Raw genomic sequence first — 25,222 nt, forward strand, 5'->3', positions numbered from 1 at the left:
AAAAGCCGAATGTGATTGTCACATTCGGCTTTTTTGTGCGTGCTAGTTAGAGTTGTGATCCAAACTAGTTGTTCGGATAACCAGGGAATTTAGCTTTAAGTGCTGCGCGAGTAGGGAAGTACTGCTCCATAAATTTAACCATCTCTGGGTCGTTTGCTTGTAGCTCTGTGAACGTCGCAGAACTTAACTCTTGAGCACGGTAGCCTTTATAGTTCACGTCGTAGTAGGCATACAGAGAGTAAGCTAAGTACTCTTGATCGTAAGACTCAGCATCTAGATCAGCTTCGACAATTGTTGAGTCTTTACCGTTTGGAAAGTAAGAGCCTGCAAGAATCGCTTTCTCATTCAGTTCATCTAACTCTTTCTGCATCACACCCCATTTCGATGAAGATGATTGTACTGCTAGGTTCATCACACCGTAATCGTGAACAAAGTGAATGATCTCTTCAAACGCAGCGTCTCTTTTCATTGCCAAGTCCGGCTTGTTCTCGCCTGTTGTCGTGGTTGTGGTTTCAGTCGCGAACAAATCTTGGAAACGGTAATTCTCATCTAAATATTCGCCTGCATCTCTATTCGGGCCATCAGCCCAATCTTCATCGTAAAAGAATGCCATCGCAGCTTTACTATCGTAAATGGCCTTGGTGACTTCTGCAGGGAAGCTATCAAGGTAATACTGCATGATGTTCTTAACGTGTGCGACCTTTGCTTCCGAATTGTTTACAGTTTTATCTTCAATCAACAATGGAATTTTATAACCGTGTGCTTCTACGCAGGTGCGTTGTTTGATGCCATTGTCGAGCAAATCACCTGTCGTGTTTGAGATAACAGAGCAATCACTCGTTGGGACTCTTGCAAACGCCCCTGACGTACTTTGCGCGAAGGATGGAACAAATTGAATACCGTTACTAAGCGTGTTACCAACACGAACGTAAAGGTTCATCGGTCTCATTTGATCGATATTAAATTTGTCGCCAGTAGCATCAATAATGAACTGCTTATTGATGGTCACGGTATCCGCTTTTTTCCATCGAATGACGTTGTTTATATTGTTTTCAACTTCTGCAATAGCAAGCTTTTCAAGAGTGCTCGTTGAGTTAAAGTTTTCGTAGTAAATACTGAAATTGTCAACGTCGAACGTTTTACCCGCTGAGTTTGTTGCCGTTACAGAGAAGGTGATATCTGCATCGCTTTGGGTTTTATAATTGCGCTCAGGAATGCCGTGAACTTGTGCGAAGCTGCCGCTAGATTTTAGATTATTACCATACTGAGTAATATCAATGTTCACGTTTTTGTCTGTACCCGCAGCAATCGATTTCACGCTGAATTGTAGTGAGTAATTGCTTCCTAAACTAACCACTGAGCTAGCGCTTGATGCATCGATTACATTCTTTGACGCGCTCGTGTTATTGCTGTCGCTGCCGCCGCATGCAGTGAGCATCGTAGTCAGAACAAGAGTTGGAATTGTGAGTTTGTATACCATAGGGGACCAAGTTATCTGCAAGCTATAAAGCCAGCATGTTACAAGAAATGGCATTTGCTCTTAGTAAGCTTTTGTAAGTAATGTATTAATAGTGCTTACAAATAAGCAATAAGTGATTGGCGGTGGTTATCTGTTTGAGCTGCTCGAAACTAGAATCACAGACAAACAAAAAGCCCGAGCATAAACTCGGGCTTTGAATGGTTTTCTTTATAGCTTAAGGAGAAGCTAGATTGCCTGACGAAGTTGGAAATAGCGTCCTTCTTCGTTCAACAGTGTCTCGTGAGAGCCGTTTTCTACAATCTCGCCTTGTTCAATCAGAACGATAGAATCCATCGATTCCAGACCAATCAAACGGTGCGTAATGAAGATAACTGTCTTGCCTTCAAAGTGCTTCTCGAACAGCGCCATGATGCTCTGCTCAGTTTGCTTATCTAAGCCTTCTGTTGGCTCATCAAGAAGCAGGATAGGGGCATCATGAAGGATTGCACGTGCAATACCAATACGGCGTTTCTCACCACCAGACAGTTGACGACCACCGTCACCTAACCAGCTATCAAGTGCATTATTCTCAAGCAGCTTTTCTAGGCCAACGTCTTTAAGGATGTTCGCTAGGTGATCATCATTGGCGTCTGGTTTTGCAATCAACAAGTTGTCACGCAGAGTGCCGTTTAAGATGTCGACACGCTGGCTTACCACACTGATAGATTCACGCAGTTGTGATTCGTTCCATTGTGTCAGCTCAATGCCCGCGATAGAGATGTAACCCTTTTTCGGATCCCAGTAGCGAGTTAGAAGCTGAATCAGTGTCGATTTACCAGAACCCGTTTGACCCACAATCGCAACCTTGTTCGTTGCTGGGATAGTTAGGTCGACAGCGTTCAGAACACTGCGCTCAGAGTCAGGGTAGTTGAAGGTCACGTTTGAGAACGTAATATCAAGCGGCTTGTTGATGTCGAGCTTCTCTTCAGCGAACTGAACTTCAGGCTCTGACAGAATAACCTCGTTCAAGCGACGTGCTGAAGACAGAGTTTGACCTAAATGCTGGAACGCACCTGCAATTGGCATCAACAATTCAAAACTTGCCATAGTAGCGAACGCCATTAGCGCGATGAACGGGTCTGGTGCATTACCACCCACACCGTCAGCCGCAAGCCAAAGCATAAGAACAAGCGTCAAACCATTGAAAAGCATTAGCGCTGCTGACGCCATACCGGTTAGGTTAGCGTTCACAAACTGATTCGCCATCAGCTTCTGCTGTGTTTCTAGAATCGCATTACGGTAACGCTCTTCTGCACCGAACAGAGTCAGTTCGCTGTAGCCTTCAATCCAATCTAGCGTAGTAACACGAAGGTCTGCTTTGTTCTGTGTTAGTTCACCACCGTTACGTTTACCCAACTTGTAGAACAAGACAGGCCAAACCAACAGCATGATCAGAAGGATAGAACCCAAGATTAAACCAAGCGAACTATCGAACCACATCAAGAACAGAGTCAGGAAGAAGATACCAAACACACCAACCGTTACAGGGCTGACTAAGCGCAAGTAAACGTGGTCCATTGCGTCGACATCAGCAACCAAGCGGTTAAGTAGGTCAGCGTCACGAAGGTTTGAAATACGACCTGGGATCAGCGGAGCCAGCTTCTTGAAGAAGAAGATACGCAGATCCGTCAGTAGTTTGAATGTCGCATTGTGGCTCACAACACGTTCACCCCAACGACCAGCAGTACGGCTCATTGCCAAACCACGTACACCACCGCCCGGTAGCATGTAGTTGAAGGTTTCACGCGCAATCGTAAGACCAGCAACCGCAGAAGCTGAAATGAACCAACCCGATAGCGTTAACAAGCCGATAGAAGCCGACAGAGTAGCAAAAGCCAATAGCATGCCTAGCGATAGGCCAAACCAATGCTTTTTATAGAGTTTCAGGTAAGGCAGTAAATCACGCATCTAAATTACCCTTATTGTCTTGTTGAGCTAAGTTCGCGTTTAGCATCTCTTCGAATAAACCACCCGCAGTCGAGAGCTGAGAGTAATGACCTTGTTCCACAAGACCACCATCGCGCATAACCAGAATGTTATCGACCGATTGAAGAGGAGCAAGTTGGTGCGTCACAAGCAGGGCAGTGCGACTTTCGATGTTGCTGTTAATGCCTTTAATCACGAGCTGTTCACTGCGAGTATCTAGGCTGGCAGTAGGTTCATCTAATAACCAGAATTGGCCGTCTTGAATCATTGCACGAGCCAAAGCTAAACGCTGAGATTGACCAACAGATAGGCCACCTGAACGATCAGAAATCATGTAATCCAAGCCATGCTCGTTTACAAATTCGTTAGCAAAAGATTGCTCTAGTGCGTTTTGAACAGTTTGGTCAGTGATATCTTGCTTACCTAGAGTGACGTTGTCACGAATGCTGCCGTGAAGCAACAGTGGGTTTTGACCAACCCAGCTGATCGTCTTGCGCCAAGATACCAAGTCTAAATCACGCAGTTCAATGCCATTGATTTTCAAGCTTCCTTCATAAGGCATGAAACCAAGAATAGCGTTGATCAAACTCGTTTTACCCGCACCACTTGGGCCAACTAACGCAGTCGACTGTCGAGTGTTAAGCGCGAACGAGATAGGACCAACCAATTGAACACCTTCAGGGCTTAACACTTTGAGATCTTGAGCTTCAATATTGATGCCTTGAGCCGGATCGAGTTGAGTGTCGCCTGATTTAACCTTAGTGATGTCTGTTTCTAGGAACTCGACAATACTTTCAGCTGCGCCAACCGCTTGTTGCTTCGCGTGGTAGAAAGTACCTAAGTCACGCAGAGGTTGGTAAAACTCTGGCGCTAAGATAAGGATAAACAAACCAGCGAATAGCGTAATGCCTGCACCGTAGTGGCCAAAGTTCAGCTCACCAATGTAGGTGAAACCAAAGTAAACTGCCGTCATCGCAATAGAGATAGACGTGAAGAATTCAAGTACAGCAGAAGACAAGAAAGCGATCTTCAATACATCCATGGTACGCGTTCTGAACACTTCAGATGCACCTTTCAATACTTCTGTTTCAGCGTTGGTACGATCAAATAGACGGATGGTTGTCATTGATTGCAAACGGTCGTAAAAGTGACCTGAAAGACGCTGAAGCGCTTTGAAGTTTTTACGGTTTGCATCGGCTGCTTTCATACCAACCAATGCCATGAACATCGGCACCAGTGGCGCAGTAATCAAGAAGATCAGACCCGCTGCCCAGTTTACAGGGAATACTACGACCAAAATAATGAACGGAATCATTACCGACAGAGACATCTGAGGTAAGTAACGAGAGAAGAAGTCTTGCATGTCTTCTACTTGTTCTAACAATAGCGTTGCCCACGTACCGGCAGGTTTACCTTTAATGTAAGCAGGACCTAACTCGCGTAACTTATCAAGGATGAGTTGCCTGATGTAGACACGGATTTGTTCACCACAGCGATAACCTGCGATTTCACGTCCCCATGTACAGCCAGCACGGCCAACGACCGATAATGCCAAGCCTGCGAAATGACCAACCAGTTCAGATTTATCGACATTCTCGATGATAAGCTGGTGAAGAATAGAGGCGAGAAGAGCTGCTTGAGCAATTAAAAACACGCTTGAAAGTACGCCAAGGCTAATCGCAATCATAAGCCAGCGTTTCGCTAACTTACTCTGTTGCTTAAGCCACTTGTTCAAGCTGCGTTGTTTTTTCTTATCCATTATGAAGGCTTAATGATAATTATTATTTGTTGAGGGCGGCTAGTATACAAAAGAAAGCCCAGTGGATATACCACTGGGCTCTAGGGATTTACAACAAAATGTGATGACGCCCTGCATCTACTGAGGCGAGAGCACCGATAATCAAATCTGCAATCTCAGATTTACTTATCGTTAAGGCCATCTAGGAAGCGTTCAGCATCCAGTGCAGCCATACAACCTGTACCAGCAGAAGTGATTGCTTGGCGGTAGTTGTGGTCCATTACATCACCCGCAGCGAATACGCCAGGGATGCTGGTTTGTGTCACGTTACCTTCAAGACCAGACTGAACGATGATGTAGTCATCTTTCATGTCCACTTGGCCTTTGAAGATTTCAGTGTTCGGCTGGTGACCGATAGCAATGAACGCGCCCATTACGTCGATGTCTTCTGTCTTGTCAGACTGAGTATCTTTAATACGAACGCCCGTTACGCCCATGTCGTCGCCTAGAACTTCGTCTAGCGTGCGGTCAGTGTGAAGAACAATGTTACCATTCTCTACTTTGTCCATTAAACGCTTCACTAGAATCTTTTCAGCGCGGAACGTGTCACGACGGTGAACTAGATGAACTTCAGACGCGATATTAGAAAGATAAAGTGCTTCTTCAACTGCCGTGTTACCACCACCAACAACCGCTACTTTCTGGTTGCGGTAGAAGAAACCATCACACGTTGCACAAGCAGAAACGCCGCGGCCTTTGAATGCTTCTTCAGAATCTAAACCTAGGTACTTAGCTGATGCGCCTGTTGAGATGATCAACGCATCACACGTGTACTCGCCTGAATCGCCTTTAAGACGGAAAGGGCGGTTTGAAAGGTCGACTTCGTTAATGTGGTCGAACAGGATCTCTGTTTCAAAGCGCTCTGCGTGCTCTTTCATGCGATCCATTAGAGCAGGGCCCGTTAAACCTTCAGCATCACCCGGCCAGTTTTCCACTTCTGTAGTGGTTGTAAGCTGACCACCTTGCTGCATACCGGTAACAAGTACTGGGGTTAGGTTTGCACGAGCAGCGTAAACTGCAGCTGTATAGCCAGCAGGGCCAGAACCAAGAATCAATAAATTACAGTGCTTTACGTCGCTCATGAGGACTCCGAAATTGAAATTGTTTTTATTTATAATCGCTTAGGATTGTATGGAAAATATGGAGGCAATAAAAGGTTAAACAAGGGCTGAAGTGTAATTAATCGTTATAGTTTAGAACTTAATCGAGACAAACGTTTTCGTAGCTGAAATCGATGTTGCAAATGTACCTATTATAAATTATCGTAAACTAGTTTACTAAGTTGCAATCAGCTAGGATGGGAAAAGTGATTTTTGAAGAACGTATTTGTATTGAAGCATCACCTCAAGACATATATTCGCTATATGTCGATGTAGAAAACTGGAATCAATGGGATAAAGAAGTGGTCTACTCTCGGCTACTGGGGGTATTCGAGGTTGGTGTGAAAGGTATTATAAAGCCGACCAATGGACCTAAATCAAAGATAGTAATTACGGATGCTACACCAAATAAGAGCTTTACTGTCATGAGCAAACTGCCATTCTGCCTTCTATCATTTGAGCACCAGTTACAGGTTAAAGGAGAAATAACGGAAGTAACTCATAGAGTTAAGTTTTCGGGGTTAACCAGTTTTTTGTTTGGGAAAGTCGTGGGTAAGAAAATTTATGATGGACTACCGTCTACTCTTGAAGGATTAAAAAAAAGGGCAGAGAACAATGTTTAAGCATGAGCTCCCATCGGACAGCGTAGGGCTACAGCTCTGGGTCGCTTACAATAAATGGCATTCAGAGGTAATGAAACTCCTTAAGCCGCTAAACATCAACCATACTCAGTTCGTTATACTCGCTTCAATACTATGGTGTAACAAGAACAAAAACGAAACCACGCAAACAGAAGTAGTCAATATTACAGGCTTGGATAAGATGACATTATCAAAGTCGATGAAAGCGCTGGTTGCGACTAATCTTATCTCTAAAGATAAAGGTGTTAGAGATTCACGTAGCTTTTCTCTGAGACTCACGGAAACTGGGGAAGCTCTAGCAATAAACGCAATAGCGCAGGTGGAAGAGTTAGACCAACTATATTTCGAAAGCTTAAAGGGCGAAAAAGGACGATTTATTTCTTTGTTAGCAGGCCTTCAAGTTCCTTGAATTAAAACTCACTTTTGGACAATTATGTGTCAGTGTTTTTGCTAAATTAGCAAACCATCAATAACTACAGGTATGGTAAATTGTTAACTTCGTTCCCATTTTAAATGTTTATAGACAAGAGTTATTAAGCGCGCACTCCTACCTCCTATTCAAATACACTTACTTGCTCTTGCAAACATACCCATAACGAAATATAGTAAACTAGTTTACTAACTTCCAATCGAGATGGAACAAAATGATTTTTGAAGAACGTATTTGCATTGAAGCCTCACCTCAAGACATATATTCGTTATATACCGATGTCGAAAATTGGAGTCAATGGGATGAAGAAGTTGACTACTCTCATCTCATGGGAGAATTCAAGATCGGTACTAAAGGTATTCTGAAGCCGAGTAATGGACCTAAATCACAGATTGTAATTGCAGATGCTATACCAAATAAGCACTTTACTGTAACAAGTAAACTACCATTCTGCGTTCTATCATTTGAGCATCATTTGCAGGTCAATGGAAAAGTAACTCAAGTAATTCATAGAGTTAAGTTTTCAGGTTTAACTAGTTTTTTGTTTGGGAAAATCATTGGAAAGAAAATCTATAAAGGTCTACCGTCTACTCTTGAAGGACTAAAAAAAAGGGCTGAACACAATGTTTAAGCACGAACTCCCTTCGAATAGCGTAGGTCTACAGCTCTGGGTTGTTTACAATAAATGGCATTCAGAGGTAATGAAGCACCTCAAGCCTCTAAATATTAATCATACTCAGTTTGTTATACTCGCCTCCATACTATGGTGTAACAAGCATAAAAACGAAACAACACAAGCAGAAATAGTCAATATCACTGGCTTGGATAAGATGACACTATCCAAGTCGATGAAGACTCTAGTCGCTAATGAGATCATAATTAAAGATAAAGACGTTAGAGATACACGTAGTTTTTCGCTCAAACTCTCGAAAACTGGAGAATCTCTAACGAAAAAAGCCATCGCTCAGGTAGAAGAGTTAGACCAGCTATACTTCGAGAGCCTACAAGACCAGAGAGCAATATTCACTTCTCTGCTACTAGGCCTTAAAAATAGTTAAGCGAAAGTAAGGCAAGTTGCAGGGTTTTAAACTGAGTTCAATCCCTCTCTGGCTGACTTTGAGTCATTTTCGAGCTAGGAACTCCCATGCGTTAAAAATCAGACTGTGAAGACTTTGGACAGAAGTTTGTTAGCGGCATTACTAAATTAGAATATAACGGATTAATTGGAGTATGGAAAAGTTATCCGACAGCAGCGCCTTGTTAGCTGCTGTGCGCATCCAGTCGATCAATAGTAAATGCAATGCTTTCTCCTACCACTTTTCGATCACTAGTATCGATTGGTGCTGATAGATGTGTAATACCCACATCAACTATTACCTCAGGATCTATGCCTGTCACGACACCATATGCCCGATAGCGCCAGCCCGATTGATGCTCTAGCTCTTTCTTGGCTTCGGGGTTACCTGAAAACATTGACTCCCATTCTTCGTCTTCATAGTGGAGGCCGACTGATAAACGGATATCGATATTTTCTCCGGCTTGATATCTATCACCTCCAAATTCGTCCATTGCAACAACCTTGACACCATCTACTTCGATGGTTGCCTCAAGATAATCGCCTTCCGTTTTTTTGAAAATTGCTCTCATAGTTTCCCAACAGATAACGCCTGCTGCCGCTTGTTAAGCATATTTTTAAGTTCGCTACTCACAATACGGCCTCTTATCAATTTCGGGATAATCTGACGTATACTCACCCCAACCTCTAAATTGATAATACTTTGTCATAGCTTCGAAATGTGAGTTGGCCTCACATTCCCATATTAGTTTTGAATCAGGCTCCATTAATGATCGAGCATCGTCGCCGTCTGAACCTGCCAGGCAAAACGTATCTAATTCTTGTTCGTTGGACCAAAGTTCGTGCTTCATATTCTTCTAGCGCCTAACGCCAGACATAAACAGTAAGCGATGTTTGATGACCCTGTTAGGCATTATCTTCTGTGCCATATTCGTTCCGGTTTTTGACCTAGCTGCCATTCAATATAATCTTCAGATGGACGATCAATATCAATTACGTGCTCATGAGAAAATGGAATTTCTGCACCGAAGCATAGGTAAATATCGTCTCGACCTGCCTCAATACAGACAGGCTGAAAATCAAGAATACCAATGTATTTGTTACCTACAATCTCGGATACAATCAAGTAACCTCGCTCACCTTCGATGAAGACCTTTCCGTCCTCGTCTTCGCACTCTATTTCCAATATTACTTTCGCCGCATCACCAACTTGTAGCGAGTTTCGTCGTTCAAGTTCTGGAATCCAAAATGTCTCCGGGTTCTCTCTATGAGACTCTTCGCCATTTCTCAATTGCCAATAATCTTCTTCAAAATTGGCTAATTCCATGAAACCTCCTTGATGCGTAACATTATTAATAACAGGCAGTCTCGTTTTTCTACCTGCTCGACTTTCGATTAATTTATCATAAGTAACTAAAAATTAAAGAAAATACATCGAGATTTATACTCTACCCTCATATAAAAACATGCATTGTTATCACTTTTTAACAATGCGCGTTATCCAAGCTGTAACCCACTCAAAAAAAACATTGAAATGCAATAACTTAAAAAGCTAACCATCGGTAAAGAGAGATCAAACATTCAATAAAACATGCCACTTTCCATACTCAAACGATATTAAAACTTAATAAACCGCGAACTGTGTAGATATACAGAAAAGAAAAAAAAGTAAAGATGGTAAGTAATTTATCCATGAACTTGATATTAGGTTTTGTAGGGAAAATGCACGCCCCTAAAATGTGTAGAGTATTTAATCTAAGTAGTTTAGGGGCACAAACGTGTTAGAGAAGAGCATCTGACGCTTGTAAACATGTACCATTTGTCTCGAAGCTACATCCATTTCCGTAGTGGATTTCAAATGCTTTGTACTTCTGCTTCCAAAATTATCCCTGTAACGTCCCACTTCAAACACTCTCTAGACTAAAAGAGTGATCAACTTGGTTCTTTAAAAGAAGTAAACCATTTGGGGCGGCCGAGTTCCCCCCGAACTCGACCTGTTCCAGACGCGCAAGCAAAGGCGTTTGGTTTCTGGCGTACTCATAAATTAACCAATTTCAGTTTGTTGTGTAAATAATCAATAGCTTGCCAACTGATAGGTAGGTCGTATTTCGTTGTGCAAAAGCATAGAAATGAATGATGACGAGTGTGATGCCTGAACTCATGCAAGGAGGCTGGCGTATTGAAGCTAAAGGGCTGACACAATATGAAACACCACTTGCTAGTTAATGATATCGTTAAATTTAAATTTTCAGGGATTTATAACTAGCTAGTGGAGTGTGCTAGTTTTAAGAGTTGGTCATCTTTTATTCTGGTGTAATACACTGCTTTTTAATTTAAAGTTGGATTTAGTATCTGAATTATTAAATCTGACGGGATAAATGATTGTTTAATGTTGATTTGGCAAGATCTTCAAGTATCCTTTATGTAAACAAAACGTTAAATATAGAAAGTTTATTAACAATCATTAAGGAGTCGATGATGTTACATGCTCACGAAAATACCCTACATATTACCCACCTCAGTAACCACGCAGTTGAGGAGTTGTCACCGTCATTCTCTAAGCTTCCAAGCACAGAGCATGCGGATGGTCAGTTTCGATTGAGAAGGTACTCGGTGGTTCAATTCAGTAATGGACAAGTCGTAGAGCTAGACAAACATAACTTTGTTCAGTCTGAAGACATTAATCACTTTCAAGGTGACGTTGTTCGCCAATTCGAGCCAATTGAAGCTCCAATCTTAAGCAGCGAAGGCATGCAAGAGATGTGTGAACTGTTTATTGAAACCAATGGGCTTGAAGACGGACAAGAAATCGAAATCCACCAAATTCGTATCGCTGCCATTTTTGAAGAGACACAGGTTGCGCCAGAAGGTGTTCACCAAGATGGCTTCGACCACATCGCTTTAATTGGTGTTAACCGTCATAACATTGTGGGTGGCGAGATCATGCTGTACCAAGATTCACATGAAGCACCATTCTTTAGAAAAGTGCTTGAAGACGGTGAAGTAGCAATGCTGGCCGACAGCAAGCTTTGGCACAACGCACAGCCGATTCGTACCATAGACCACGATGAGATGGGCTACATGGATGTGTTTGTTCTAACGGCTAAGGATTCGCGCAATGTCCTTCACTCTTAATGATGTGCGCCAGCAGTTTAGCGCGCTAGGCCAATACCATAACGGTAAGCCGGTGACCTTTTTTGATGGGCCGGGTGGCTCTCAGGTTCCTGAAAATGTTTTAGCATCCATGACGGAATACCTAGGGCACTTTAATTCAAACCTAGGCGGTCATTACTTTTCTAGCCAAAAGACTACAAGCTTAATGCAGCAAGCGAGAGAAGCGGCACAAGCGCTACTCAATGCTGAGTCTTCTGTCAACGTTGTGTTCGGTGCGAACATGACTTCGCTGACCTTCCAACTGAGCCGAGCGATCAGCCGCGATTGGAAAGAGGGCGATGAAGTTATCGTCACTGCTTTAGATCATTATTCGAACGTGTCGAGCTGGCAGCAAGCGGCAGACGACAAAGGTGCGATTGTTCGACAAGTTCGTGTCGACGAGTCGGATTGCAGCCTAGACATGGCGCATTTTGAATCGCTGCTTAACGAGAAAACCAAGCTTGTCGCGGTGACGTTTGCTTCGAACACCACGGGTTCGATTGTTGATATGGCGAAAATTATTGAGCTTGCACATCAGCATGGTGCGCAGGTTTATGTTGATGCTGTGCATTACGCTCCTCATCACTTGATCGATGTTCAACAACTGAATTGTGATTTCTTAGCGTGTTCGGCTTATAAGTTCTTCGGCCCGCATGTAGGTATTGCTTACATTGCACCTCAATGGCTGCATACGTTAAAGCCATACAAGGTAGAGCCTGCCACTAACATTGGCCCAGGCCGATTTGAAACGGGTACGCAAAGCTTTGAAGGCCTTGCCGGTGTAATTGCGGCGGTTGATTACTTGGCGCAGTTTGGTGAGCCAACAGATTCACTGCGTTCTCGTTTAGAGCAAAGCTACGCGCTTTATAACAAGCATGAAAGCCAGCTTAGTGAGTACTTCCTTAAACGCTTGTCTGATCTCGAAGGGGCAAAGCTTTACGGGAAAACAGAGTTTGACTCGAATCTAAGAACGCCAACATTTGCCATCACCTTTGATAATCACTCTCCAGAGTTTATCGCTAAGAAGCTGGGCGAGCATAATATCTGTGTGTGGAATGGACACTTCTACGCGCTAGGTTTGGTGAAGCAGCTGGGTATCGAAGAGCAGGGCGTGGTGCGTATTGGTTGTATGCATTACAACTCGATTGAAGAGATCGACTTGCTGTTCAATGTGCTTGAAGGGATCTTGCGAAGCCATTAGCAAGCAGTCACTAGCACTTAATAGCTAAAGAATTAGAAAAGAGCATACTTCTCTCATGAACATTGAGTAGGAAGTATGCTCTTTTTCGTTTCACAGCGCTTATTACTTATTTACGTAACGCCAGTGATTCGATTAAGACCGCTTTTAATCAAGACAGCTGCTCAACAATAGCTACACCCACTGCGTGTGCGCTGGTTGGGTTCTGACCTGTAATGACTCGCTCATCAACAATCACAAGCTCTTGCCAAGGTTGAACCTTGTTGAAACGTGCTGCGCTACGAGCAAGCGACTCTTCCAGTAGGAATGGAATGTCGTTGATCGTACCAAAGTCGATCTCTTCTTCACGTGTAAAGCCAGTCACCGATTTAGAGCTTAGTAGCTTCTCGCCGTTGCTCAGAACAATCGGAAGCAGCGCCGCAGGGCCGTGACATACTGCCGCGACAATACCACCATCTTCATAATGCTTTGCTGCGATGCTAGCGAACTGTTCATTTGTTGCTAAATCTGAAAGCAAACCGAATCCACCTGGGTAGAAGATAGCATCGTAGCTTTCAGTATTGATTTGGCTTACTGGAATCGTATTGTTGATGCGGTTCTGGAAGTCATCATCCGCCAAGATATCAGCGTTAACCACATCTCCTTCAATATCCGTTCCGTAGAGTGGGGCTTTGCCACCATTGATAGAAGCGATGTCGTATTCGAATCCAGCAGCCATGATCTCTTTCAGAGCGTGGGTTAGTTCTGGAGCGTAAGTACCGTTCGCTTGGTCTGTATCGCCAAGTGTTGCGTGGTTAGTTACTGGAATTAGTATTTTTTTCATGATTCATCCCTTTGAGCTGCTGTTTTTTTATTTAGAAACGATGCCTGTAATTAGATGCTGACGCTTTTCGTTAAGCGCTAGGTATCGTGTTGTTACTTAGCTATCGCCGTCTTGTTGTATCTAATACTAGTTCCAAACCAATTAGGTGATAATATACTAAACAGGCAAAACATTGTTGCTATATAGCAAAGATAAGATACGGGTAGATTAAGTATGGACAGCTTTGAAGGTATTAATGAGTTTGTTGCGGTAGCCGAGTGTCACGGCTTTTCTGCAGCAGCAAAACAGTTGGGTTGCAGTACTAGTCATGTCAGTCGCCAAGTTTCAAGGTTGGAAGAGAGAGTTGGCGTGGCGTTGCTTGCGCGTTCAACACGGATGGTGAGCCTGACCGAATCGGGTCATACCTATTATCAGCAGTGCAAAGACTTGGTCATTGGGCTGCAACAAGCGAATGAACAAGTCACGTCTCAACAAACTCAGCTTAGCGGTACATTACGTGTTAGTGCTGCGGGTGCATTTGCAGAAAATCATGTTGCGACAGCGCTGATGGAATTTGCCAAAGATCATCCTGAACTCACCATAGAAATGAACTTCAATACTAAGATGGTGAACTTCATCGAAGATGGTATCGACTTTGCCATTCGTTATGGTCGATTAGACGATTCAGGGCTGGTGGCAAGAAAGTTGGTCGATCGTCCAATGGCGGCTGCAGCCAGTAAAGACTATATAAAGCAATTTGGTTCGCCTACTCATCCAGAGCAGTTGAAAATGCATAGCTGTATTATCGCTAACAGTGATCAGTGGTTATTTGAGAAAGAGGGAAAATCGTTAAATGCAGTACGAGTACATGGGCGCTGGCGCAGTAACAATTCGAGCGCAGTACTCAAAGCATGTGAAGAGGGACTTGGGATTGTTTATCTTCCTAAAAGTAGTTTCAATGGCGGTCTGACTAATGGAAAGCTGGTCCCGGTGCTTGAAGAATATTGGGGAGCAGGAACCAGCAGTTGGGTCGTATACCAAAACCGTCGTTTTTTACCCCAAAGAGCACGACTGGCGATCGACTTCTTAGTCGCTTACTTTTCGGATTGGAATGAATAAGCGACAAGGTGTCAAGCTGGCAGCCAACAAGACAGAAGTTAATACTGAACGGGATTTGAAAAGAGTCGTGATTAACTCTAGCTACGTACTTTAAAGCCGAAAACAGAAAAGTTAATGCTTACATAGATATACGTTATCTTTTTTTGTTTTTTGACGCGCGTAATAGGATTGAGATGCTTGTCTACTTTTGATAACTCGTGTTAGTGATTGAATTGTAGAGAAGCCCGCAACAGTACGATATACTAGATACCATATTAATGTCCCTAACGCGTGAAAGATTCTGTGGAAGCGTTGGCAGGATGTGTTGTTATGCTCCAGTTTATGAAGTGTAGCGAGAGTGCGGAGTTGGCAATGTCTTCAATAAATTTCGAATCCACGTACGGTGTGATAACTATTCAAGATATGAATGTAGTTAGTGTTGACGCTAACTACGCTCGCATCTATGGATACCAATCGCCCGAAGAACTACTTTCTAATATCGATAGCTTTCTAGATTTAATCTCAGAAGATTACCATGTTCTAGCCTATCAAAATTACCTTGAAACGGTGAGTGGTCAACGAGACCCTCAGGTTCATACCTATACCAATGTTGATCGTAATGGCAGAGAGTTCACCGTGTTTTCTATCGACCATGTGACGGAGTGGCAGGGAAGGCCTGCACTGCAAGTCACGGTTATCGATCTTTCCCCTGCGATTCAGCTGCAAAATGCGGTGCGTGAGCAAGATAAGATGTATCACGACATGATCATGCAATCAGGGCAGGGAATCTTGGTTCACCGAGATTTTAAACCTTTGATGGTCAATCAATCGTGGGTCAAATTACAAGGTGGATCGTCCATAGAGCAAGTATTAGCGCTGGATTCGATCCTTGAGTTGGTACCCAAGCAGAACACTGATGGCATCAATAAGCATTATCATGCGCTTATGTCTGGTGAGTTGTCTGGAACGAGCACTGTGGTCGAAAACATTGGGTTTGACGGTGTGCATCGATTTTTCAATATTTACGACAATGCGATTACGTGGAAAGGTCAGCCTGCGGTTCAGGTTGTGCTCGAAGATGTGACGCAAAAGGTGATGTTGGAAAAGCAGTTGGTTCACCAAGCTAATTACGATGAAATGACGGATTTGCTCAATCGTAGGGCTATTTATGAATGGCTAAGAGAGCATATTATCTCTGAAAATTACCTTGTGTGTATGTTGTTGGATATCGATGATTTTAAGTCGATTAATGACACTTACGGTCATATGGTCGGTGATGAGGTCATTTGTGCTTTGGCTAATATTGCCAAGCGCAATGCCGATAGAGTGGGTGGAGTCGCAGGCCGTTGGGGTGGTGAAGAGTTCATTATCTTTATCCCAAATGCGTCTCTTGAACTAGCATACGAGGTGTCAGAAGAGATTCGCCAACAGTTCCATCACGTTGAGTTCAAAATTGATGAACAGGTTCGATTTAATTCGAGTGTCAGTATCGGAATCAGTGATAGTCGAGCTTGTGAAGACGGTGTCACTATTGACGCACTCGTGAATTTAACCGATCAGTCTCTCTATCGCGCGAAAGCCAATGGCAAGAATTGTGTCGACGGAGATGTGGTTGCGCTCTAGTATTTGTACGTTGCTTTATTAAAGCTGATCGTCTCATCTGAAATGAAAAATGCCCTGAAGCTAAAGCGTCAGGGCATTTTTGTATCTCACTTGTGATGGCGCTCAGCTGATTAAGCAGAAACCTCAACTTCGTAAGAACCGAATTTACGGATGTTAATCACACCAGTATCCAAGATAAGGTATTGGCCTTTAATGCCTTGAAGTACACCGGTCACCTCAGGGTTCTTATCAAAGTTGTGCGATACAATCTTCACAGGGTGCTGTTCAACGGGGTAGCTCAATGAAGTGATGTTCTCACTTAGAATTTCGATCGCATCGTCACCAAATTTTGCTCTGATCTCTTGGATTTTATCCTCAACCAGTGGTAGCAGCTCTTTTGCTTTCTCTACCAATTCCATATCGTCGCCGTCGCCTTTTAGCAGCGTGCGCCAGTTGGTTTTATCGGCGATGTGTTTTGCTAATTCAACTTCGATAAGGCCAGAAATCTGACGCGTTTTTACCTTCAAGATTGGTAGGCCTTGAGTCGCACCTTGATCAATCCAACGGGTAGGGATCTGTGTATGACGAGTGATACCTACTTTTAGGCTTGATGTATTTGATAGGTAAACGAAGTGATCAACCATGCAGTTCTCTTCACCCCATTGAGGCTCACGACATGTGCCTTCATCGTAGTGGCAAGTCTCCGGTTTCATGATGCACATATCGCAGCTGGCTAGCTTTTTCATGCACACAAAGCAGTGGCCTTGAGAGTAGCTCTTCTTGGTTTTCTTGCCACACGAGCAGCAAAAAATATTGCCCGTGTGAGTGAGGTTGATGGTTTTACCAATCAGAGGGTTTAGTTCTACAAACTCTTCGCCTACAGGCAAACGGTAGGTTACCGCACCATCAAGGGAAGCACTCATCTTCTTGAGTGTTCCTTTCGCTAATAAAGACATGACATTACTCGTTGTATTTTGATTATTATTTCGTCGACTCGAATGCTCTGTAAGCAGCCTGTTCGGTTAACGATGATTATGCGATGAGTATAACAAATGGAGCCTATTTTTATACGCAATAATACTTGATTCTCGGCGTAAATAATCAGCATGAAATGTAAGCATAAAAATATAGTATGACATTTTGTTCAGGCGTGATATAACGTTTTTTAGTGGATTATTGGTATTAAGCTCACTAATTCACGTAAGTTATTTTATATCGTAAAATCCCAACTCTAGGGATATAAGCCGGAAGCTTAGACGTGAAGTGGATCCATAAGATTGTTATCTTTCTAGTTATCGCAACACTTGCCATTGTGCAGTATTACCGTGTGAGCGGAAATCGTGTGATAACGGCAATTACGCCAGATAAATATGAGTTTATCGCGACCAGCGATCAAGTTGACAGGGGTGTCAGTACCTCTCAATTATCCTATGAAAATGGCCAATATGTTCTTAACTGTGAGCTAAAGGAATCAGAGTATCCTTGGCCTTACTGCGGCTTATCGATTCGTATCGATCCAGATATAACCACAGGTCTTGACCTTTCCCAGTATCACACTTTTAGAGTGAACATCGATTACCATGCAGAGGCTGACTCAAGCGGCCGTTTGAGAACCTACCTACGTAACTATAACCCTGCTTATTCAGTTCCGGATAACGAGTACACACATAAGTACAACGGGATGGAGTTTTCTCCGGGCGTTGATGGTGGTGTGATTGAGATTCCGATCAAAAACCTGCAAGTAATGACATGGTGGTTAGCTGATAACGACATTGCGCTAGAGCACTCAGCACCCGAGTATTCGAATGTGAATATGGTTGAGTTTGCTACCGCATCTGGTGCGAAGCTTGGCCATCATAGAATCGTTATCCGTAGCATCGAGTTTGAAGGCTCTTACATCACAGGCGAGAGCTTGTTCCTTATTTTACTGTTTGTTTGGGTCGGAACCGGCACGGTGTTCTTGCTTTCTGAATTAAACAGTTCAAGAAAGCGTATGCTGATTGCCGAAAAAAGACACCATCACCTTAAGAACGTCAACCGAGCACTGAGAGAGCAAAACTTTGAATTCTCTGAAATGGCACACCGTGATGAGTTGACCGGAATACTAAACCGACACGCGATTCGTGATTGGCTAAAAATGCAGTCTCAGCAGGTTAAGCAGGGGCATGGAAAGCTAAGTATGTTGTATCTCGATATTGACTACTTCAAGAGCGTGAATGACAAATACGGACACCAAATGGGTGACCATATTTTACGCGAGTTTAGCATGGTGGTCGGCAGTTCGATCAGCGCTACCGACAAGTTGGTGAGGTGGGGTGGTGAAGAGTTTATTGTTTTTTGCCCGGAGACTGATCTTGGCGAAGCACAAAGAAAGGCTGAGAAAATCCGACTCTTAGTTAGCCAGCACCTTTGGGTTCATGGCGATCCACTGACATGCAGTATTGGTATCGCTGAGATGAAACAAGAGCGAGTGACAGAGACCATTGCTCGCGCTGATGAAGCTTTATATCAAGCTAAGCATTCAGGTCGAAATCAGGTGATCTTGAGTCACTAATCTGAAAATTGTTTTGATTAGTTTATAAGCCACGCGTGCATATGTGACGTGTGGCGTTTTTATGGCTGCTAGATGAGTTTACCCTCTAGAGCCTTTGTTAGTTTGTTTGGAAAATGTACAAAAATGATTTCCCTGTTCTTTAAATGCTTGCTGGGTGCAGCGGCGGTTTTGTTGATTGCGCTATTGTCGAAGAGTAAGAGCTTCTACATCTCTGGTTTAGTGCCGCTGTTTCCGACCTTTGCTCTGATTGCTCACTACATTGTCGGCACGGAACAAACCATGGTGGAGTTACGCACCACAGCCTTGTTTGGCTTATTTTCGCTTGTGCCATACGCGGCTTATCTTGGCGCTGTGTATGTGTTTAGTTATCGATACAATTTGGTGTCGACACTCTCGTTAGCGACCTTAGTGTGGGTATTGTGTGCTTCGATGTTGCTGCTAGGTTGGACGCGCTTGGTGCCAAGTGTGGCGTGAGAACCAGGTCTTAGAGCGGTAATGATAGGTTGATGGCGAGCTGATACAAAAAAGGTGGCGAAGAGCCACCAAAAGGGAAAAGCGTTTTATTGTTTTTTTGGATGCCCGCTCAGTGATAGCTTCAAGTAACAGAAAGCTTCACACTGAGCGGGCATTTTTGTACTGGTTGAGCCGGGGGAACTGCAACCAGTCTAGGGGAGCACGGCCTATAAGGCGTTATCCTTACCAGAAAATCCAAGCGAACAGTGTCAGAACTAGGATACAAACTAGGTTCAACACCATACCGATTCGCATCATCTCTTTTTGCTTGATGTGGCCTGAGCCAAACACGATTGCGTTAGGTGGTGTTGCTACTGGCAGCATGAAGGCACAAGATGCAGCAACCGCAATCAGTGCAGACAAGATAACCGGCGACATACCCAGCGCTTCAGCAATGGTCGCAAATACAGGGACAAGCAATGCCGCGCTCGCTGTGTTACTTGCGAATTCAGTTAGGAATACGACGAACGCTACTACCGCTAGAATCGTTAGCAGTACGCCTGCTGTTTCTAAGAAACCGCTTAGAGAGTGTGCTAGGAATACACTGGTTCCGGTTGCTTTAAGAATGTTACTTAAACAGATACCGCCACCGAATAGGATTAATACGCCCCAATCCGTTGTCTTCTCAACATCTTTCCATTCGACTGCTCTAGAAGCGCCAAGCAATACAATCGCGCCAATCGCAACCAAGCTATCAAACTTCGAGAAGCCACCGATCATTGCATTGATTGGCTTACCGAATATCCAAAGCGTTACCGTTAAAAGGAAGATAGACAGTGTAATTTTCTTGCTGTTTGTCCACTCAACTGGAGCATGGTCTAGCTCGAATTTATGGTCAAGCTTTGGCTTAGTCATCACGTAAAGAATAATCATCGCGATTGGCAGTAAGATCATTGAGATTGGTAGGCCAAGTGCCATCCACTCTGTGAAGCTCAAGCCAACTTCTGCCGCTGCAATTGCGTTTGGTGGGCTACCAACTAAGGTTGCGATACCACCGATTGAAGCACAGTAAGCGATACCCAGCAGTACGAACACGTAGGTGTTGCGGTCTTCACTTTGGTCGACTTTGTTCATGATGCCAAGAACAAGAGGAAGCATCATTGCAGTGGTGGCCGTGTTTGAGATCCACATGGATAGACCCGCACTCACACCGAACAACATGAACACAGCGACCGACATTCTGCCTTTTGCTATCAGCAGTACTTTGTCAGCAATTGCTTTGTCTAGCTCTTGCTTGTTCAGTGCGGCTGCCAATGCAAAACCACCCATGAATAAGAAGATGATTGGGTTCGAAAAGTTAGCTAGCGCTGCGGGCGTGTTGAATACACCAAACAAGACAGCCAATAGGGGAACGAGCAAAGCGGTGATGCTGACGTGAATCGCTTCTGTTAACCATAGAATGGCAACGAACACGAGAATACTTAAACCTGTATTCACTTGTGCTTCGAATGGCAGGGTATTAAGCAAAACTGCAAATAGCGTGAAATTACCAATTAATATCATGCTGTTGCGGGTAAACAACCAGTGTTTCAGTGTAGTAACAAGTGCCGTCATAAGGCGCTCCTTTTGTTTATCCTCGTTTTATTGGTGCACTACTTCGTTGAGTCGTGCTTATTATTTTCGAGGTATATAGCTTGATGTAGGGTCAGACTTTGTTGGAAGAATGTTACTCAAGTTAATAAAGGAGTGTTGGTGTGTTTTTGCTTAACAACGGGGAAGTGTGAGGCAACAAATTCAAAATGTGTAGTTTTCTACACATCGGTCTCTGTTGGGCCTGCAATCGGGCTTGCTGTAGGGTCTACATCAGGGTTTATAGTGGGGTCAGTAATAGGATTTGGAATCGGAAATGATTCCGGTTTTGGACTGGGTTGAATCGGCTCTTTAGGTCCAAGGAACTTTGGCGTTGTCCCCATAATATACAGATCAAGGAATGCTTTTGTACGCGCAAACACTTCTCGTAAGCGTATTGAGGTTCCGGAATGGTGGGTTGGACCTGAAACCGCTAAACACTGCGCATGAATATCGTAAGAATTGGCGATGAATAGTGCTCTTTCACAGTGGAACTTCTGGGTGATGATCAGAAAGTTATCGGTATCGAATATCTTTTTGGCGCGAACAATCGAATCTAAGGTTCTGAAACCAGCATAATCTAGATTGATGCGTTCATCGGGGACGCCAGCTTTCAACAAGTCGCGTTTCATCGTCCATGGTTCATTGTAAGAGCGGTGAGCGTTATCACCACTTAACAGAAACTGGTCGACTTTTTCACGATCGAAGAGCTCAATCGCGGCTTCGATTCGGTGCTTATAATAATCGTTGAGTGTTCGACCCAAATATTTGCTCGTGCCAAGCACAACAGCGACCTCAAGCTCGGGCACTTCATCAATATCGTAGATGATGCGATCTTCCGCTTGCCATGAAACCCAATAATCGATCGCAATAACCGCAGCGCTGCCTACTAAGAACACGAGGAAAGCGCCAAACAGAAAACCTTGCAGTTTTTTGTAAGCTTTATTTAAGTAGCTACGGATAATGTGAGAATCAAATTTCACTCTCGGTATGGTCCTTTGACTGAGCATTAATTTTTGAGTGCTCGATAATACCAAATAAAAATGAGAAAAATCAGTTAAAAAGACAAGACAGTGTAAAGAAAAAAGCCCCTGCAATGGCAGAGGCTCATATAAGAGTCGTTAACGCTCTTTATTCCAAGCGCAGTACGCTTTATTCAAAGTACAGCACGCTTTATTAGAATGCCGTGCGCTTGTAGCGACGGTAAACTGGCTGCCAGAAGTGCTGGTCAATCGCTTGTTGCAGTGCTTCTTCAGTGATCTCTAGAGCAACGCCCTGTTCAATCGCCTTCTTACCAACAGCAAGAGCAATCTTCTTCGATACCGTGTGGATTTCTTCTAATGGTGGAAGTAGAGCGCCTGTGCCATTGATTGCTAGTGGAGAACACGTTGCAAGTGCACGGCTTGATTCCATTAGCATTTCGTCAGTGATGCGTGAAGCATTCACAGCTAATACACCAAGGCCAATACCTGGGAAGATGTAGCTGTTGTTACACTGAGCGATTGGGTAAGTCGTGCCATTGTGAACTACTGGCTCAAATGGGCTACCTGTCGCAACAAGTGCTTGGCCATCAGTCCAACGAATAATGTCGTTTGGTGTCGCTTCAACACGGCTTGTTGGGTTAGACAGTGGGAACACGATAGGGCGTTCACAGTGCAGGTTCATCTCTTTGATGACTTCTTTGCTGAATAGACCTGGAGCACCAGATACACCAACCAATACGGTTGGCTTCGCGTGGCGAACAACGTCCAGTAGAGAGAAACCAGTGCCGTCGCTTTCCCAGTCTTTAGTGTTTTCGTTGGTTTGAACAAGACGCTGTTGGAAATCAAGTAGGTTTTGCATGCCTTCCTGTAGCAGACCCCAACGGTCAACCATGTAAACTTGAGAGCGAGCTTGTGCATCGCTGATACCTTCAGACACCATTTGAGCAATGATAGCTTCAGCAATACCACAACCTGCAGAACCCGCACCTAAGAAGGTAATACGCTGATCTGACAGTTTGCTGTTTGCTGCTTTACATGCTGCAAGTAGAGAGCCAACCGTTACGGCTGCTGTGCCTTGGATGTCATCGTTGAAACAACAGATGCGATCTTTGTAACGCTCAAGCAGTGGCATTGCGTTCTTTTGTGCGAAATCCTCGAACTGAACTAATGCATCAGGCCAACGGCGTTGAACCGCTTGGATGAACTCTTCAACGAATGCATCGTAGTCAGCACCTGTGATACGAGGGTGACGCCAGCCCATGTACATTGGGTCAGCAAGACGTTGAGGGTTGTTGGTACCCACATCGAGCACGATTGGTAGCATGTAAGCTGGGCTAATGCCGCCACACGCTGTGTAAAGTGCTAGCTTACCAATTGGAATACCCATGCCACCGATGCCTTGGTCTCCCAAACCAAGAATGCGCTCACCATCCGTAACCACGATAACTTTAACGTTGTGGTTTGTCGCATTATTCAGTAGATCATCGATACGATCGCGGTTCGGGTATGAAATAAACAGACCACGACCACGACGGTAAATATTTGAGAAGTTCTCACATGCTGCGCCAACCGTTGGCGTGTAAATGATAGGCATCATTTCAGAGATGTGGTTTTGAACTAAACGATAAAAAAGCGTTTCATTAGTGTCTTGGATGTTACGAAGGTAGATATGCTTATCCATATCACTTTCGAAGTTACAATATTGTTTGTATGCACGTCCTACTTGCTCTTGGATTGTTTCGGTTGTTTCCGGTAACAAACCTTCAAGGTTGAAAGAACTACGCTCTTCAGCAGAGAATGCGCTGCCTTTGTTTAGAAGAGGGGTACTTAGTAGAGCAGGACCAGCATAAGGGATATATAGAGGGCGTTTATCGTTGTTCATTGGATGCCTAATATGGGAGAAAGGGTAACTGAAAAATGATAACGGTTTAGTTATTCAATTGTAAATAGTTTCTCCACGATCTGAGCAAACAAAATGATATTCTTACCTCTGCCCCACACTTATCGAATTTCAACACGATAATTCGTTATACTTTGCTCACACTTTTTCGCGACGCTCCCTTTTTATGTCATTACTTCCCATCGATGCTTATCAAAATGTATTTCACCAACAAATCGTTAATTCTCACCTTGTAGTAGAGGCTGAAACCGGATCAGGTAAATCTACGCGGTTGCCAATTTGGGCTTCCCAACATGGGCGAGTTCTGGTGGTTGAACCAAGACGCATCGCGTGTACTTCACTGGCTAAATATCTCGCACAACAATCGGGCGAGAAGCTTGGTAGCAAAGTGGGCTATGCGATTAAGCTCGAATCGGAATATAACGAGCAAACTGACGTTGTTTTTGTTACGCCCGGTATCGCGCTGCGTTGGTTATCAGAAGATGGACTCATGCGATTAAGCTCGAATCGGAATATAACGAGCAAACTGACGTTGTTTTTGTTACGCCCGGTATCGCGCTGCGTTGGTTATCAGAAGATGGACTCGCTGGCTTTGATGTAGTTGTGGTGGATGAGTTTCACGAGAGGCGCTGGGATATCGACTTGCTGGTGGCGATTCTGAAACAAAAAGCGAGTCATCGTTTAGTGATCACATCAGCAACCATTGAGGGTGAACGCCTTGCTCATTATTTGGATGCGAATCGAATTAGCTGTGAAGGGCGAACTTATCAAGTCGAGATTGAACACCGAGCGAATGAATCCAGAACACTGCCTGATAGTCGACATCTAGAACAGCGCATCGCGGAAGAGGTGAATCATCAACTGATAGCGTCTTCTGGCGATATGTTGGTTTTTCTGCCGGGTAAAAAAGAGATCGTGCAATGCGAACAAGCTTTAGCGAAAAATCCAGATATCCAAGTCGTTAAATTGCATGCCTCGGTGAGTGATAAAGAGCGAGATTTAGCGTTATCGGGTCGGAATACCAATACTGAAGGTGATGGCCAGAGAAAGGTCATCCTTGCTACAAACGTTGCGGAAACCTCATTAACCATTCCTGATATTGGTGTGGTGATAGATTCAGGATTAGAAAGACGCACCGTTCAACGCAACGGCAGAACCACCTTAATGTTGAAATCCATATCACGTGCTAGTGCCAAACAACGCGCGGGCCGTGCGGGTAGGGTAATGGACGGCGTTTGTGTTCGTTTGTATGGCGAACACGCAGCGTTAGAATTGGTTACGCCTCCTGAATTGCAGCGTGAAGAGCTGACCGAACCTATGTTGGCGGCGGCATGTTGTGGTGCGACTCTTGATAGTTTATC

At 44.0% G+C, this 25,222-nt stretch carries 21 protein-coding genes and 1 pseudogene; 11 read left to right on the top strand and 11 right to left on the bottom strand.

The features are described from left to right. Positions 1-64 precede the first annotated feature (64 nt). The 4 genes from CWO27_RS11345 to trxB all read right to left on the bottom strand — a co-directional run bounded on the left by CWO27_RS11345 (position 65) and on the right by trxB (position 6,325). A complete protein-coding gene (locus CWO27_RS11345; protein ID WP_102432401.1) occupies positions 65-1,480 on the bottom strand; it encodes a hypothetical protein in 1,416 nt (471 codons plus the stop codon). Positions 1,481-1,705: 225 nt separating this feature from the next. Beyond that, positions 1,706-3,427, bottom strand: coding sequence for a heme ABC transporter ATP-binding protein/permease CydC (cydC, locus tag CWO27_RS11350; protein WP_107898976.1), 1,722 nt, complete (start codon positions 3,425-3,427; stop codon positions 1,706-1,708). Then, positions 3,420-5,204, bottom strand: a complete 1,785-nt coding sequence (cydD, locus tag CWO27_RS11355) for a heme ABC transporter permease/ATP-binding protein CydD (protein WP_102480650.1) — start codon at positions 5,202-5,204, stop codon at positions 3,420-3,422. The genes cydC and cydD overlap by 8 nt, the downstream gene beginning before the upstream one ends. A gap of 161 nt (positions 5,205-5,365) precedes the next feature. After that, positions 5,366-6,325: a thioredoxin-disulfide reductase gene (trxB, locus tag CWO27_RS11360; protein ID WP_107898977.1), complete on the bottom strand. Its 960-nt coding sequence runs from the start codon at positions 6,323-6,325 to the stop codon at positions 5,366-5,368. 215 nt (positions 6,326-6,540) lie between these two features. Between trxB and CWO27_RS11365 the strand changes: the two genes are divergently transcribed. The 4 genes from CWO27_RS11365 to CWO27_RS11380 all read left to right on the top strand — a co-directional run bounded on the left by CWO27_RS11365 (position 6,541) and on the right by CWO27_RS11380 (position 8,472). Further along, positions 6,541-6,966 carry an SRPBCC family protein gene (locus tag CWO27_RS11365; protein WP_240493330.1) on the top strand — a complete coding sequence of 142 codons (426 nt, stop codon included), beginning with the start codon at positions 6,541-6,543 and terminating at the stop codon, positions 6,964-6,966. Continuing rightward, on the top strand, positions 6,959-7,393 hold the full coding sequence (locus tag CWO27_RS11370; protein ID WP_017107991.1) for a MarR family winged helix-turn-helix transcriptional regulator: 435 nt from the start codon (positions 6,959-6,961) through the stop codon (positions 7,391-7,393). The genes CWO27_RS11365 and CWO27_RS11370 overlap by 8 nt, the downstream gene beginning before the upstream one ends. A 235-nt stretch (positions 7,394-7,628) precedes the next feature. Further along, positions 7,629-8,045 carry an SRPBCC family protein gene (locus CWO27_RS11375; RefSeq protein ID WP_107898978.1) on the top strand — a complete coding sequence of 139 codons (417 nt, stop codon included), beginning with the start codon at positions 7,629-7,631 and terminating at the stop codon, positions 8,043-8,045. Positions 8,046-8,115: 70 nt separating this feature from the next. Beyond that, complete coding sequence (locus tag CWO27_RS11380) at positions 8,116-8,472, top strand: MarR family winged helix-turn-helix transcriptional regulator (protein WP_240513389.1); 357 nt, start codon at positions 8,116-8,118, stop codon at positions 8,470-8,472. A gap of 202 nt (positions 8,473-8,674) precedes the next feature. On the opposite strand, the gene CWO27_RS11385 is transcribed toward CWO27_RS11380, so the two are convergent. Next, complete coding sequence (locus CWO27_RS11385) at positions 8,675-9,061, bottom strand: hypothetical protein (protein WP_076669526.1); 387 nt, start codon at positions 9,059-9,061, stop codon at positions 8,675-8,677. Between the two features lie 341 nt (positions 9,062-9,402). Then, positions 9,403-9,816: a hypothetical protein gene (locus tag CWO27_RS11395; RefSeq protein ID WP_107898979.1), complete on the bottom strand. Its 414-nt coding sequence runs from the start codon at positions 9,814-9,816 to the stop codon at positions 9,403-9,405. A 1,151-nt stretch (positions 9,817-10,967) separates the two neighbouring features. Between CWO27_RS11395 and CWO27_RS11400 the strand changes: the two genes are divergently transcribed. Both CWO27_RS11400 and CWO27_RS11405 read left to right on the top strand, forming a co-directional pair. Next, on the top strand, positions 10,968-11,624 hold the full coding sequence (locus CWO27_RS11400; protein ID WP_107898980.1) for a 2OG-Fe dioxygenase family protein: 657 nt from the start codon (positions 10,968-10,970) through the stop codon (positions 11,622-11,624). After that, positions 11,608-12,843 (top strand): cysteine desulfurase-like protein, encoded by a 1,236-nt coding sequence (locus CWO27_RS11405; RefSeq protein WP_107898981.1) that lies wholly within the window; start codon positions 11,608-11,610, stop codon positions 12,841-12,843. Before CWO27_RS11400 ends, CWO27_RS11405 begins: the two co-directional genes overlap by 17 nt. A 148-nt stretch (positions 12,844-12,991) precedes the next feature. Here CWO27_RS11405 and CWO27_RS11410 read toward each other — a convergent pair whose 3' ends face one another. After that, positions 12,992-13,663 carry a type 1 glutamine amidotransferase domain-containing protein gene (locus tag CWO27_RS11410; RefSeq protein ID WP_048669269.1) on the bottom strand — a complete coding sequence of 224 codons (672 nt, stop codon included), beginning with the start codon at positions 13,661-13,663 and terminating at the stop codon, positions 12,992-12,994. Between the two features lie 213 nt (positions 13,664-13,876). Here CWO27_RS11410 and CWO27_RS11415 point away from each other — a divergent pair, with 213 nt between their 5' ends. After that, the gene (locus tag CWO27_RS11415) at positions 13,877-14,761 is read left to right on the top strand and encodes a LysR family transcriptional regulator (protein WP_107898982.1); all 885 of its coding nucleotides are present in this window, start codon (positions 13,877-13,879) and stop codon (positions 14,759-14,761) included. Positions 14,762-15,070: 309 nt separating this feature from the next. Next, the gene (locus CWO27_RS11420; protein WP_048669273.1) at positions 15,071-16,363 is read left to right on the top strand and encodes a sensor domain-containing diguanylate cyclase; all 1,293 of its coding nucleotides are present in this window, start codon (positions 15,071-15,073) and stop codon (positions 16,361-16,363) included. A gap of 110 nt (positions 16,364-16,473) precedes the next feature. Here CWO27_RS11420 and CWO27_RS11425 read toward each other — a convergent pair whose 3' ends face one another. Next, on the bottom strand, positions 16,474-17,298 hold the full coding sequence (locus CWO27_RS11425) for a DUF2797 domain-containing protein (protein ID WP_017063586.1): 825 nt from the start codon (positions 17,296-17,298) through the stop codon (positions 16,474-16,476). A 302-nt stretch (positions 17,299-17,600) separates the two neighbouring features. On the opposite strand from CWO27_RS11425, the gene CWO27_RS11430 reads away from it, so the two are divergent. Then, positions 17,601-18,896, top strand: a complete 1,296-nt coding sequence (locus CWO27_RS11430; RefSeq protein WP_048659547.1) for a GGDEF domain-containing protein — start codon at positions 17,601-17,603, stop codon at positions 18,894-18,896. A 123-nt stretch (positions 18,897-19,019) separates the two neighbouring features. Continuing rightward, on the top strand, positions 19,020-19,370 hold the full coding sequence (locus CWO27_RS11435) for a GlpM family protein (protein WP_048663603.1): 351 nt from the start codon (positions 19,020-19,022) through the stop codon (positions 19,368-19,370). A gap of 222 nt (positions 19,371-19,592) precedes the next feature. Here the strand turns inward: CWO27_RS11435 and CWO27_RS11440 are convergent, their stop codons facing one another. From CWO27_RS11440 to CWO27_RS11450, 3 genes are all read right to left on the bottom strand, one after another. Then, positions 19,593-20,963 carry an SLC13 family permease gene (locus CWO27_RS11440; protein ID WP_048607137.1) on the bottom strand — a complete coding sequence of 457 codons (1,371 nt, stop codon included), beginning with the start codon at positions 20,961-20,963 and terminating at the stop codon, positions 19,593-19,595. Between the two features lie 197 nt (positions 20,964-21,160). After that, positions 21,161-21,961, bottom strand: coding sequence for a SanA/YdcF family protein (locus tag CWO27_RS11445; protein WP_055319824.1), 801 nt, complete (start codon positions 21,959-21,961; stop codon positions 21,161-21,163). Positions 21,962-22,154: 193 nt separating this feature from the next. Next, positions 22,155-23,843 (bottom strand): NAD-dependent malic enzyme, encoded by a 1,689-nt coding sequence (locus tag CWO27_RS11450; RefSeq protein ID WP_019821850.1) that lies wholly within the window; start codon positions 23,841-23,843, stop codon positions 22,155-22,157. A gap of 184 nt (positions 23,844-24,027) precedes the next feature. Here CWO27_RS11450 and CWO27_RS11455 point away from each other — a divergent pair. Beyond that, positions 24,028-25,222: pseudogene (locus CWO27_RS11455) on the top strand (helicase-related protein); the annotation flags it as partial.

The sequence above is a fragment of the Vibrio sp. 10N.286.51.C3 genome (assembly GCF_003050065.1).
GTDB classification, from domain to species: Bacteria; Pseudomonadota; Gammaproteobacteria; order Enterobacterales; family Vibrionaceae; genus Vibrio; species Vibrio crassostreae.